Here is an 11,595-nt window from a genome sequence, read left to right on the forward strand (position 1 = left end):
TGCAATGTAACCTAACGGTCGGATGGATGGTTAACACCATCCATCACTTCAATCGCTCCCAACTCATATGGGTTGACGCCCTCTAAGCAGCCGACATTATAGCCATACTCACTCGGGTCAGAACGACGCTGATGGTGCGTATAAATACCGCACTCGCCACAGAAAAAGTGCTTCGCAGTGTGTGTATTAAATTGATACTGCTTCAAGACGTCTTCGCCTTGCACAATACGAATACCGTTCAAAGGTACAGATGCTACAATCGCGCCACGACGTCGACACATAGAACAGTCACACCGTCTCGGCTTCTCAATACCATTGGGTAACGCCAGTTCCAGCTCAACTTTTCCACAGTGACAACTCAGTCGATGTAATGTGCTGATTTGGGTGTTGCCAACTTTATTAATCATAACTTTTCCTTGTTGTTTTTCTATCTGTGTACATTATGTTAAACAGGTTAATATCATCATAATCTCGTCCAAAAACTCGACATCCATCACTTTTCGCGACATTTTATTTGCCGATTTGTTAGTTGCTATTTTGGCGACTGTCTATCGCGTCCGTGAGACGTGTTATCTCCGGCGCGTTTTTTAAACCAAGGAAATTAATTTATGGACAAAGATCATAGCCTAAGAGAGAACCTCTTGGCTCTGACGCTCGGCAGTGCGTTAGTGTCACTTGGAGTGATATTTTTTAGCAAAGTAGGATTGCTCACTGGCGGTACGGCTGGCTTGGCGATCTTCCTAACCAAAGTGAGTGACTTCAGTTTTGGTCAGATATTTTTCGCTCTTAACCTCCCTTTTTATATTTTATCTGTGATGCGCATGGGTTGGCGCTTCACTATCAATACCTTTATTGCGGTTTCGATTGTCTCTTTTGCGGTCGATCATCTGCATCATGTGATTGAGATTTCACGAATCGAACCTTTCTATGCGGCACTTTTGGGTGGTGGGCTGATTGGAATCGGTATGTTGGTAATTTTCCGTCACAAAATGAGTTTGGGTGGCTTTAACATTCTAGCGTTGTACCTTCAGGAACGTTTTGGAGTTCGAGCGGGTAAAGTTCAAATGGCGTTAGATTGTGCCATCGTGGTTATGTCACTGTTCATTGTAGATGTGCACCTTATCGCTCTATCTGTTCTAGGTGCCATCGCAACGAACTTGATTTTGGCGATGAACCATAAACCAGGACGATACCAAGCAAAAGCGCAAGCAGCATAATCATCGCTGCATAGTCAACAACCTTAAAGCCCCCAGCCAGTCGCTCGGGGCTTTTTTCATTCAACGCTAAGATCACGTCAACGAGCTCGTTTTGCAGTGCTGCTGCATCTCTTCATCCAATTTAGCTTTATATTTCTGGCTAAGATGGAAGTGTACTTGCATCAACAAGTCATGTGCGTGGAACAGCTCAAACGCGTCGCTACCATTTTGCTGACAAATAGCCTCACAGCGCTCAGCATGCACTTTGGCTTCTTGCGGTTTATCCGCTTTAAGCAAGCTCATCGCTAAGCGATACTCTGCGCGCTCTTCTTGCATCCACCCCCCTGCCACTTTCCAATAGTCTAGCGCGAGTGTCGCTGCTTCTAACATCTTCGATTTTTCCATGCACGTGCGCTCAGCCAGCGCTTCGTACTGACATGCTAAGTTGTTCGCAGTGATCGCGATAGCGCGCGCTAATGGCCCTTCTGCATCGTTCGGCGTCATTCCTAACGCTGCCTTCACCAACCATTGACTCGCCAGTTCAAGCTGAACAAGTGCAGAAAGTTCATTCGAAATCAAAGCGTAAACTCGGCGTTGTTCTTGCTCTTCCAATAATTCCATATTGTCAGTGCCATCTACGAAATAGCGCGCAACGGCAATACTGCGTTGAAATGCCAAACTCTCGGCAACCTTGCGTTCATCAAAGTGATCTAAGCAAGTAAGAAACTGTTCTGGGCACTGGAGATGCCCAATAGCGGTATGCAGCATCAATGCGAATATTCGCTCGATTTGGGTAACGTCTTCCACCTCGCTCAGAGCCGTTTCTAGCTGAGCATAAACTTGTTCGGGATTTTCCTCGTGATGCTGCCAACACTCACTCATGAAGGCATCAAAATCCGTTTTGAAAGGCATGTCCTTATTGTCCTTTTTCTGTTCGTATAACGAATATGAAACTCTACACTATCGTTCCCCCTGTGTAGCACGCTTAATCCCAATATGAGAATCGCCTCACTTAAAGCGGTGTACCTTGCTCCAACGCGAGCAAACGTTGCTTGCGCTCCACTCCACCTGCATACCCAGTCAGTTTTCCGCTTTTGCCAATAACGCGATGACAAGGCACCACGATAGAAATCGGATTCTTCCCATTTGCTAACCCAACAGCACGCACAGCTTTAGGGTTACCTATCGCATTCGCAAGATCTTGATAGCTCCACGTTTCCCCATATGGAATGGTCGTTAGTGCCTGCCAAACTTGATTTTGAAAATCAGTGCCTGTCGCTGCAAGGGGCAAGTCGAATTCGTTGCGCAGACCAGCAAAGTATTCATCCAGTTGGGTGACAGCTTGGCGCAAAACCGGATGCTGCTCGTCTCGCACTCCCAGCTCACTCGGCTTAGTGGTGCATGTTTCAAACCAAATGCCAAGTAAGCCCTCAGCGTTCGATTGGATAGTCACCGTTCCTAGTGGACTCGGCATTTCGGTATAAAATGTTTTCATGATTGATTCCATAAGTGAAACGTCGCGTAGCTTCCCCAAGGGGCCGCAGTGTGCGTATTCAGTGATGGGTAACGCTGCATCGCCTTTTTCACCACTAAGTCTTTATCTAGAAAGCAATCGGGTTGAGATTGCCCTCGCAGTTGAGCATAACTGACGGTCCAAGGTCCAATGCCTTTCAAAGTTAGCCACTGCTGGGGGTCAGCTTCTGAGTTGTCCTGCATAAACTGGGCGAAGCGCACTAGCGTCTCTTTACGGCTTTGCGGCATGCGCAAAAAGCTCACGTCGGAGTTCGCAATATCACTGGGAGTCGGGAAAAAACGTTTTTCTGACTCTCCACTAAGTGTGGCCACCAATAAGTTAAGTTGACCAATCGCAGCTTTAACCGACACTTGCTGGCCTAAAATCGCTCTAACCCCTGCTTCCCATGCACTCCATACACCAGGAATACGAATACCTTTACTCGACACGAGCCCAGGCGCAACATACTCCAAATGCTGCTCAACAGTACAAATATCAGCGTCAAGATCGAACATACGACGAATGTCAGACACCAAGTTTTGCAGCTTCGTTACGTCTTCAATTTCAAACACCAGTTCTAAGTATCCTTCACCTTTTGTCGCTTTAAACCAGGCTTTGCTGTCATCCAAAAAAACGTTGCGCTGATAACTCTCATCACTCACCAGCTCAACTCCCTCAACCGCTCGCAAACGATAGAAGTCCAACATGTGCGACCAATTCAACTCACCTCGATAAGGTAAGGCAATTCGATTGCAACCCGCACCATCAAACTCTTTACGGCGTACTTGAGAAGGCGTTAGTTTGAGAAACTTTTGAAAAGCATCGTTAAAGCGGCGCGTACTGTTAAAACCTGACGCAAACCCCACGTCGGTGACCGACATAGAGCTGGAGTGAAGCAACTGTTTGGCGAACATTAATTGCTGATATTGCGCATACTGCTTGGGTGACATACCTAAATACTGCTCAAACAACATACGTAAGTAACGGTCAGAAATCCCAACACGCTCAGCCAACTCAGACACCGAATGGTGATGCAACTCCCCTCTATCAATTAACGAAATCGCTCGTTGAAAGGTCGTCTCGACACCTTTCCATGCCCAAGATCCAGGCGCGCTATCAGGTCGACAGCGTAAACACGGACGATACCCTGCTTGAAGGGCTTGCGTCTTATCAGCGAAATACTCAACATTTTCTTCTTTAGGCAAATTTGCCGGGCAAATCGGACGACAAAAGATTCCCGTTGTTTTTACCGCCACATAAAATCGCCCATCAAAACGACTGTCTCGCGCGACTCGCGCCTTGTGACACTGCTCGAAGGTCAGTGAGGTATGGGGGTGAATAAACATAGTGCTTTCCTTGCTCATGCCTTTTGTCATTTATTGTTCATAGGCATCGTTCAATATAGTGTTATTGTAGCTTGCTTAAGCGCCCACAATTAGCCATTTTCGGAACTCAATATTGAGATTTATTGGCATTAGCGCTTTTGTACACTAAAGTTAGATCCAGAACATCACAACAACGTCGGCTAAAGGGAATTGGCATGGACTTACATACTTGCGTAATTGTATTAAGAAACCAAAAGGTTATTACCAGTAAATCCGTAGATCATTCTATTGGAATTATCGAACGAGACTCAGATAACGAGATCTCAGAAATTCAGATTAATGCGACGGATGGACGTAATATTCGAACTTATCACTACAACAATGTAGAGGAGTCATTAGAGAGCTTAATGAACCTCTGACGGTTTTCTTTAACACACCTTTCTCCCTTGTTAAAAGCGAAAGCAATAGAGCACAGTACATGTGCTCTTTTTTTGTTTAACAGAAAAAATGTTTATCGAAAATAATGACAGACCTTGATTTAAAACAGACAATAATCTGCAAATAAACACTCGAATATAAAAATCAAGGCATTGATTTAAATAAATAAAAACCAACTATTCAATTTTTTAGAACGAGTTTATCAAAATCCTCCCGTTATTTTTATGTTCGCCTCTACCTAAACTGTTCTCAACAGCACGGGAGCACACGCTTCCCACTCATTGAAAAGAGTCAGAGGACAGAATCATGAAAGCACTATTACAGAAAATTACCACGTCAAACGCAGGTTACAGCGCACTATCACTTCGCGTTCCAATCGGCATTATCTTTATGGCGCACGGCGCACAAAAACTATTTGGCTGGTTTGGTGGCTACGGGCTAGAAGGCACAGGTCAGTGGATGGCATCTATCGGTTTAGGTCCTGGCGTGCTCATGGCGTTACTTGCGGGCAGCGCAGAGTTCTTTGGCGGCTTGTTCATTTTACTTGGTCTGCTAACTCGACCAGCAGCGGTTGCTTTGGCGTTCACGATGGTGGTAGCGATATTCTCTGTCCACTTTGAAAATGGCCTATTCATGGCAAACAACGGTTACGAGTTTGGCTTAGCATTACTGGCAGCAAGCGTTTCCCTGGCGTTCTCTGGCGCAGGTAAAGCAGCGTTAGATAACTTTTTAAACAAAAAGCTCTCTTAAGGAGGCCTTATGATTACGGTAAGACATGCAGCAGACCGAGGTCGAGCAAACTTTGGCTGGCTTGATAGCAAACATACGTTTTCTTTTGGTAGCTACTACGATCCTCAACATATGGGCTTTTCTGAGCTGAGAGTCATTAATGACGATGTAGTCAAGCCTGGCGCGGGTTTTGATACACATGGCCACCGTGATATGGAGATCATCAGCTATGTGTTGGAAGGTGTTATCGCACACAAAGACAGTGAAGGTAACGTCAAAACACTACCTGCAGGTGAATTCCAACTCATGTCGGCAGGGAAAGGGATTTACCACAGTGAGTACAATGCATCGAACCAAGATACGCTGCGGTTTCTACAGATTTGGATTCAACCGAACACATTTGGAACCAAACCAGGTTATCAGCAAAAAGATTTTGGTCGCAATCCTGGGTTAACGACTATCGCAACTCCAACTGGAGAAAACGGCACGCTACTTATTAAGCAAGATGCAACTTTGCATCAGTTAATTCTTGAGCCAAGTAGCGAACTAAACTTTGAGATTGAGTCGGGCCGAAATCTATTCATCCATCAAGTGACTGGGAGCCTTAGTGTCGACAATACCACTTTGACGGCTGGCGACGGCGCGAAGATTGAACACCAGAGTAAGGTTGTTTTGCGCAATACATCAAACGAAAGCACAACAGCCCTGTTGTTTGACTTACCATAACTATCGATTCATCGAGATAAAAACAAAGCCGCCTTGATTTCTCAAGGCGGCTTTTTCGTTTTTCTGACTTTTCATTCAACGCTATTCGTCGGAAGTGCCAGAACCAATTTGCTGAAAACTGTAAGCGGTCAGTGGATCGATCTCTTTGACAATTTCTTCCACTTGCTTAATTGCGTCTACAGACGAGCTAGCTTTACGATAGCTCAAATAGATAGGGCGACACCAATCTTCTACTCCAGACACCTTGTGAAGCTGCCCATTAGCGATAAATGGCTCCACGAGAGAGATTGGTAAGTACGCGGCTCCACCCTTCTCTAAAATAAAGTCCAATGCGATACGCGCTGTTGAAGTGCGTAAATATGGAGCCGGAATCTTAGGGTGACGTTCAGAATGCTCCGAGGAGAAACGCGTCCCCCAGTCAACGTACACATATTTGTTTTCGAAAACGGTATCTAAAGAATCTTTCTCAGTTGATACCAGAACGAGAACAACATCTGCCACTTTTTTACAGTTAAGCTCATCAGCTTTGATCTGATCGAACGCAAATGCCATATCTAACGTGCGCTCTAGCAAGCTACGACTGAGCATCTCACGTCCCATCACTTCTGCCATGAAGCCATAACCACCAAACGAATCTGTGACGACACTTAAACAATTCTGTAAATAAGCGTCCCAAATGTTTGGCGTGCCACCTAACGTTAGTTGCAGCGCTTTGCCATCTTCAAGCGATAATTCTAGCTTCGCTTGTTGCAATGTAGTGACCATTACCTCGGCATAGCTGATTAAGCGCTCACCTGCAGAGGTCAACTTTATGTTATTTCGATCACGAATAAACAATTGCGTATCGAAGTAACTTTCCAATTGTTTGATACGTGCGCTCACAGCGGCTTGGGTAATATAAAGGTTCTCAGCAGCACGTCCGAAGTGACGAACTCTTGCCAGCTCTAAAAATGTTCGAAAGACTTTTACATCCATAAACCATCTCCTGGTTAATATAAAACCAGATTAACAACTAATTAAAATCATGACGACAAAAAAGTTTTGTTTTTCTTTTGTTAGATTTAAGCCTAATTTTCGCCGTAAGTTCACTACATTCATCAATAACGGTTACAGAGGCTGTTGACATGTCTGACACTGAATTCCGTCATGGCAAAAAACGTTTTTACGATAACGTAAAATTCCCACGCGGCTTTGCAAAGTCTGGCGATTTTACTCTTTCAGAAGAGGAAATCCTAACAATTTATGGGGATACAATGCTTGGCTTAGAGTCAGGCGAATTAACACCTGAAAACAGCGAAGAGAAACACTTCATCAAGGTGTTAGAAAACCCGGGCAAAGCAAAAACAAAACTTGAGCGTACGTGGCTAAAGTACACCCAACTTGCTCGTGGTCGCAAGCGCTTCCATACGCTAAATGGTCGTAACAAGCCTGACGCCACAGAAGAATACATTGAAGAGAGTTTGGTTGAAGACGATTAATAACCAATAACCTAGTTCTCGCCTTTTTCTAGTAGTAGGCGAAAGCTCGTTTGACTTTACTGAGCGAGCAAGACAAGTTCATTTCTTCTCCTAAAGCCCAAGGGGGCGTTCTCCCAAGGGCTTTTTTAATATTTGGGTGATGACCGTTTACTTGGCGAGCGTCGCAATCTTTTTCAGAAAGCTCTCTTTCAAATGCTCTTGGTCATATTCCAAGTGATAGGTGTTGTGGAAGCCAATTTTTAGCTCAACACCATTCCCTCTCAAGAAAACGTTGTACCCATCGTAGTCAGAAAACGCTTCTACACCTTCATACATTTTACCAAATTCGGTTGGCGTACCGTTGTTCATCACACATTCGTAAGCCTGTAGTACTTTGCTCGGATCTAACTCATTTTTCATACCGAATTCCTCACTGGTTTACACATTTCAATTATGGTTAAAGAATGAGCGCCATGCCATATCTAACCCATAATATTTGAAGTTCGTGTGCGATTTCGCACTCTGTAGGTTGTTAAAAAACAAGGTTAAGTACGAAGGCAGAACTTAATTTAGATCATAAATTTTATCTATTGATTCGTCAGTTTCATAATGCAATTTCTTTGTAAAAAATCGTCTTATAAAAGCATTTAGATATAAAAATCGTCGACAAAACCAACATTGGTTAAAGAAAAAGCAAAATTTTGACCTAAAACAATAGCAGTTCGCCATTACTTATTTTATAATGCGAATTAATGTTTCAGTACATCGTCAATTCCAATAACTAGGGGCACAAAATGAGACTTATCCCGTTAACTCGAGCAGCACAAGTAGGTAAGTGGGCAGCTGCGCATATCGCTAAGCGTATCAACGACTTTAAACCTACTGCTGAGCGTCCATTCGTTCTGGGTCTACCAACTGGTGGCACTCCTCTAGCAACCTACAAAGCCCTAATCGAGCTTTACCAAGCCGGCGAAGTCAGCTTCAAAAACGTCGTGACTTTTAACATGGATGAGTACATTGGCATCCCTGCGGATCACCCAGAATCTTACCGCTCGTTCATGTACAACAACTTCTTTAATCACATTGATATTCAAGAAGAAAATATCAACCTACTGAACGGTAACACAGACGATCACGACGCAGAATGTAAGCGTTACGAAGACAAAATTAAGTCTTACGGCAAGATCAACCTGTTCATGGGCGGCGTGGGTAACGACGGTCACATCGCGTTCAACGAGCCAGCGTCATCTCTTTCTTCTCGTACTCGCATCAAGACCCTCACTGAAGACACTCGCATTGCGAACTCTCGCTTCTTTGACGGCGATATCAACCAAGTGCCTAAATACGCGCTGACTATCGGTGTTGGTACGCTTCTAGACTCAGAAGAAGTGATGATCTTGGTCACTGGTCATAACAAAGCTCAGGCACTTGAAGCAGCCGTGGAAGGTTGTGTAAACCATCTATGGACAGTTTCTGCACTTCAGCTTCACCCTAAAGCGGTGATCGTATGCGACGAACCAGCTCAACAAGAACTGAAAGTGAAGACAGTGAAGTACTTCTCTGAGCTAGAAGCAGAAAACATCAAAGGCTTTTAACCCATAGGATGGCAGCCTAGAAACACACTAAAAATACAAAACCCGTGTTGAACACGGGTTTTTTCTTATCTGAACAGCGGGGCTTAAGTCGTTAATAAGCTTTAATACCAAACTGACGAAGACGCTTAGGAAGCACTTCATCCAACTTGTCTAGTTCACTCGGTTCGACTTCGATAAGGTTGAAATGATGCTGCTTATAAACAGTACGAATGGTCTCACGGTCGGCCTGAGCCATCTCCCCATCGTCACTTCCCCAAAATTGCAAATAGACTTTACCGCCTGGTAAGTAAAAATCGCTAGTGACATCTTGGTCAATCGGCAGCTGACGCTCATAAGCGTGCACTACACCAGCCAAGTACAGCCAGTTGTCAATGAGCAACTCACCCTTAGAGCGTACGTAATGCCCATCTAATGTTCGGTGCTTGGCTTCAAATTTTTGGCGAAAGCTTGAGTACGATTTATCCGTAGAATGTGACTCCGCGTCTTGCCCTAAAAACTCAATGACAGACTGCTTAAGACGCTTGTTACGCAGCACCACATCGTGCCATACGACAAAGGTATTTTGTGTTTCTTTATCGGTTCTTTGCTGCCCACCAGCGCGCACACCAGCTTCTGTGACACTCCATCCCTCTTCGGATTTGGTCAACCAACCCAGTTCACTCAAAAGCTGGTTCATGCGCTTCGCATTCAATTTCAGCTTTTCACCCAGTTGTGTCGCGCTCAATGTTTTCCCTGAGCTGGGAGTCAGCTCAATATGTAAGTTGGTCGGCCAGACGATGAACTGGCCAAATTTAGGGTGATCCACATACTCACCGCCAAACTTTGCCCCTTCTTCGGTCAAAATCCACTTTTCATCTTGGCGAACGATGTAGCCTGCACGTTTGAGATCGGCAAACAGCAGCTTAGCTTCTACCTTGCGCATTTTCGCTAATGCCGACGTCGATATTTTTTCAGACATGTGGGTACCTCATGCTGCTGCAAAATTGAACACTATGTCGTCATAGTAACGCATTGATTTCACGGCTTGAAGTCAGGCAAACAAGATTTCGTGTTACAAATAGCAAAGCCAGCGTATAGGTGCTGGCTTTGTTATTTCGGTAAAAAAGCGAATGTTATTTAATAAAAGCGATGCATCCTTGCAAAATCACTAAATTCACAATGTCGATGAAGAATGCACCGACAATTGGAACCACCATAAATGCTTGTGGTGATGGACCATATCGACTCACGATGGAGCCCATATTCATGACTGCAGTCGGTGTAGCACCTAACCCAAAACCGCAGTGTCCGCTAGCGATCACCGCCGCATCGTAGTTGCCTCCCATCATGCGGAATGTTACGTAGTAAGTGAACATCGCCAACACTGCCGACTGAATAGCAAGAATAATAAGGAATGGGATCGCAAGATCGAAAATATTCCACAATTTCAAACTCATCAAGGCCATGGCAAGAAATAGAGATAGTGCAACCGTGCCAAGAATATCAACGGTTTCTAAATCAACCTTGCGCGCCTTCGTCACTTCCATGATGTTAGTGATAACAACACCAATAAACAGCGCATAAACAAAATCGGGAATCATTAACCACTTGATGTCAAAACTGCTTACCCAACTCTCGAGATACTTCGCGCCTGTCACGCAAAGTAGAATGATGGACAAGCTTTCAACGACTCTTTTCGCTGTGACACGATCTTCCTCATGTTCGTTGTACGTCACCAGTTCAGGGAAACTCTGATGACTTTGATTGGTGCGTCCGTATTCCGATTCCAAGTTGTGTTTGTTTAGTAGCTTTTGTGCAACAGGGCTGCCAATAATCCCTCCCATCACCAAGCCAAATGTAGCAGAAGCCATTGCCACCTCTAGAACATTATGCAAACCATACATTTCTTGAAAAGTTTGCGACCACGCAGCTCCAGTTCCATGTCCGCCAGAAAGCGTAATGGATCCGGCGATCAACCCCATGAGTGGATCTAACCCCAACGCTGTTGCTAAGGACACGCCGACCGCATTTTGGATAAGAATGTAGACCGATGCCACAACTAGGAAGATGAAAACCTTCGCACCGCCTTTAATCAGTTGGGTGTAATTTGCCGCTAAGCCAACGGTTGCAAAAAACATCAGCATAAAGACGTTTTGCAGTGGTAAATCAAAGGAAACATCCACACCGTTTAAGTGCATCGTCGTGATGACGCAAGCGACCACTAGACCACCAACAATTGGCTCTGGAATATTAAATTTTTTTAAGGTTGGTAACTTGGTATTGATGAACTGCCCTAAAAACAACACGCAAATTGCGACGAGGAACGACTCCTGTGGGCCGATAGATATTACCTGATTCATGAGACCTCTTTACTCTACTCTTTCTCATTCATTGAGCACGCGCTCAACGTGAGATAGGTGCCTAAGCCAGTCAGATTGCCTCTCGAAACTTTTGTTTTCTAGGCCTCTTTGACCATCAATTCTCATCAAGTAAGAAATAGGCAGACCTAAAATTATGCTAATTATCATTCAGTGAGAATATTCATTTAGAACAGGTGATAAGTGTATTGATGGGAAGAGAAAAACAACACTTCTCAACTTATGAGAAGCAATTAATTTCCATATAAAACAAAACCTC

General features: G+C 44.5%; 14 protein-coding genes. 6 read left to right on the forward strand and 8 right to left on the reverse strand.

What is annotated here, in order from left to right; genetic code table 11:
* Positions 1 to 11 precede the first annotated feature (11 nt).
* Entirely contained in the window at positions 12 to 407 is a 396-nt protein-coding gene (locus tag R7M72_RS05070) for a GFA family protein (RefSeq protein WP_222712179.1), read from the reverse strand.
* Positions 408 to 608: 201 nt separating this feature from the next.
* On the opposite strand from R7M72_RS05070, the gene R7M72_RS05075 reads away from it, so the two are divergent.
* Entirely contained in the window at positions 609 to 1,217 is a 609-nt protein-coding gene (locus tag R7M72_RS05075; RefSeq protein ID WP_005374427.1) for a YitT family protein, read from the forward strand.
* Positions 1,218 to 1,289: 72 nt separating this feature from the next.
* On the opposite strand, the gene R7M72_RS05080 is transcribed toward R7M72_RS05075, so the two are convergent.
* From R7M72_RS05080 to R7M72_RS05090, 3 genes are all read right to left on the reverse strand, one after another.
* Positions 1,290 to 2,108, reverse strand: a complete 819-nt coding sequence (locus R7M72_RS05080) for a hypothetical protein (protein WP_258676295.1) — start codon at positions 2,106 to 2,108, stop codon at positions 1,290 to 1,292.
* Between the two features lie 100 nt (positions 2,109 to 2,208).
* Complete coding sequence (locus tag R7M72_RS05085) at positions 2,209 to 2,691, reverse strand: methylated-DNA--[protein]-cysteine S-methyltransferase (RefSeq protein ID WP_005374431.1); 483 nt, start codon at positions 2,689 to 2,691, stop codon at positions 2,209 to 2,211.
* Positions 2,688 to 4,055 (reverse strand): AlkA N-terminal domain-containing protein, encoded by a 1,368-nt coding sequence (locus tag R7M72_RS05090; RefSeq protein ID WP_064354445.1) that lies wholly within the window; start codon positions 4,053 to 4,055, stop codon positions 2,688 to 2,690. Before R7M72_RS05090 ends, R7M72_RS05085 begins: the two co-directional genes overlap by 4 nt.
* Before the next feature lie 194 nt (positions 4,056 to 4,249).
* Here R7M72_RS05090 and R7M72_RS05095 point away from each other — a divergent pair, with 194 nt between their 5' ends.
* The 3 genes from R7M72_RS05095 to R7M72_RS05105 all read left to right on the forward strand — a co-directional run bounded on the left by R7M72_RS05095 (position 4,250) and on the right by R7M72_RS05105 (position 5,927).
* A complete protein-coding gene (locus R7M72_RS05095) occupies positions 4,250 to 4,453 on the forward strand; it encodes a hypothetical protein (protein WP_017633816.1) in 204 nt (67 codons plus the stop codon).
* Positions 4,454 to 4,778: 325 nt separating this feature from the next.
* A complete protein-coding gene (locus R7M72_RS05100) occupies positions 4,779 to 5,222 on the forward strand; it encodes a DoxX family protein (RefSeq protein ID WP_005374434.1) in 444 nt (147 codons plus the stop codon).
* A 9-nt stretch (positions 5,223 to 5,231) separates the two neighbouring features.
* Entirely contained in the window at positions 5,232 to 5,927 is a 696-nt protein-coding gene (locus R7M72_RS05105) for a pirin family protein (protein WP_005383228.1), read from the forward strand.
* 81 nt (positions 5,928 to 6,008) lie between these two features.
* Here the strand turns inward: R7M72_RS05105 and R7M72_RS05110 are convergent, their stop codons facing one another.
* Positions 6,009 to 6,902 carry a LysR family transcriptional regulator gene (locus R7M72_RS05110; RefSeq protein WP_005374436.1) on the reverse strand — a complete coding sequence of 298 codons (894 nt, stop codon included), beginning with the start codon at positions 6,900 to 6,902 and terminating at the stop codon, positions 6,009 to 6,011.
* A 149-nt stretch (positions 6,903 to 7,051) separates the two neighbouring features.
* On the opposite strand from R7M72_RS05110, the gene R7M72_RS05115 reads away from it, so the two are divergent.
* Positions 7,052 to 7,405, forward strand: a complete 354-nt coding sequence (locus tag R7M72_RS05115; protein ID WP_005374439.1) for a DUF413 domain-containing protein — start codon at positions 7,052 to 7,054, stop codon at positions 7,403 to 7,405.
* A gap of 147 nt (positions 7,406 to 7,552) precedes the next feature.
* On the opposite strand, the gene R7M72_RS05120 is transcribed toward R7M72_RS05115, so the two are convergent.
* Positions 7,553 to 7,804: a DUF3081 domain-containing protein gene (locus tag R7M72_RS05120; RefSeq protein WP_005374440.1), complete on the reverse strand. Its 252-nt coding sequence runs from the start codon at positions 7,802 to 7,804 to the stop codon at positions 7,553 to 7,555.
* A 374-nt stretch (positions 7,805 to 8,178) separates the two neighbouring features.
* On the opposite strand from R7M72_RS05120, the gene nagB reads away from it, so the two are divergent.
* On the forward strand, positions 8,179 to 8,979 hold the full coding sequence (gene nagB / locus R7M72_RS05125; RefSeq protein WP_005374441.1) for a glucosamine-6-phosphate deaminase: 801 nt from the start codon (positions 8,179 to 8,181) through the stop codon (positions 8,977 to 8,979).
* Positions 8,980 to 9,070: 91 nt separating this feature from the next.
* Here the strand turns inward: nagB and R7M72_RS05130 are convergent, their stop codons facing one another.
* Positions 9,071 to 9,937, reverse strand: a complete 867-nt coding sequence (locus R7M72_RS05130) for a hypothetical protein (protein ID WP_025768733.1) — start codon at positions 9,935 to 9,937, stop codon at positions 9,071 to 9,073.
* 154 nt (positions 9,938 to 10,091) lie between these two features.
* Positions 10,092 to 11,318 (reverse strand): sodium/glutamate symporter, encoded by a 1,227-nt coding sequence (gene gltS / locus R7M72_RS05135; RefSeq protein ID WP_025768732.1) that lies wholly within the window; start codon positions 11,316 to 11,318, stop codon positions 10,092 to 10,094.
* Positions 11,319 to 11,595: the final 277 nt, after the last annotated feature.

The organism is Vibrio sp. YT-18 (assembly GCF_033337345.1).
GTDB classification, from domain to species: domain Bacteria; phylum Pseudomonadota; class Gammaproteobacteria; order Enterobacterales; family Vibrionaceae; genus Vibrio; species Vibrio alginolyticus.

Bases quoted from the DNA above. Each gene is read 5' to 3' on its own strand.
- R7M72_RS05110 (WP_005374436.1), bottom strand. From the start codon at position 6,902: ATGGATGTAAAAGTCTTTCGAACATTTTTAGAGCTGGCAAGAGTTCGT.
- R7M72_RS05090 (WP_064354445.1), bottom strand. From the start codon at position 4,055: ATGTTTATTCACCCCCATACCTCACTGACCTTCGAGCAGTGTCACAAG.
- nagB (WP_005374441.1), top strand. From the start codon at position 8,179: ATGAGACTTATCCCGTTAACTCGAGCAGCACAAGTAGGTAAGTGGGCA.
- R7M72_RS05080 (WP_258676295.1), bottom strand. From the start codon at position 2,108: ATGCCTTTCAAAACGGATTTTGATGCCTTCATGAGTGAGTGTTGGCAG.
- R7M72_RS05100 (WP_005374434.1), top strand. From the start codon at position 4,779: ATGAAAGCACTATTACAGAAAATTACCACGTCAAACGCAGGTTACAGC.
- R7M72_RS05115 (WP_005374439.1), top strand. From the start codon at position 7,052: ATGTCTGACACTGAATTCCGTCATGGCAAAAAACGTTTTTACGATAAC.
- gltS (WP_025768732.1), bottom strand. From the start codon at position 11,318: ATGAATCAGGTAATATCTATCGGCCCACAGGAGTCGTTCCTCGTCGCA.
- R7M72_RS05130 (WP_025768733.1), bottom strand. From the start codon at position 9,937: ATGTCTGAAAAAATATCGACGTCGGCATTAGCGAAAATGCGCAAGGTA.
- R7M72_RS05085 (WP_005374431.1), bottom strand. From the start codon at position 2,691: ATGAAAACATTTTATACCGAAATGCCGAGTCCACTAGGAACGGTGACT.
- R7M72_RS05095 (WP_017633816.1), top strand. From the start codon at position 4,250: ATGGACTTACATACTTGCGTAATTGTATTAAGAAACCAAAAGGTTATT.
- R7M72_RS05105 (WP_005383228.1), top strand. From the start codon at position 5,232: ATGATTACGGTAAGACATGCAGCAGACCGAGGTCGAGCAAACTTTGGC.
- R7M72_RS05075 (WP_005374427.1), top strand. From the start codon at position 609: ATGGACAAAGATCATAGCCTAAGAGAGAACCTCTTGGCTCTGACGCTC.
- R7M72_RS05070 (WP_222712179.1), bottom strand. From the start codon at position 407: ATGATTAATAAAGTTGGCAACACCCAAATCAGCACATTACATCGACTG.
- R7M72_RS05120 (WP_005374440.1), bottom strand. From the start codon at position 7,804: ATGAAAAATGAGTTAGATCCGAGCAAAGTACTACAGGCTTACGAATGT.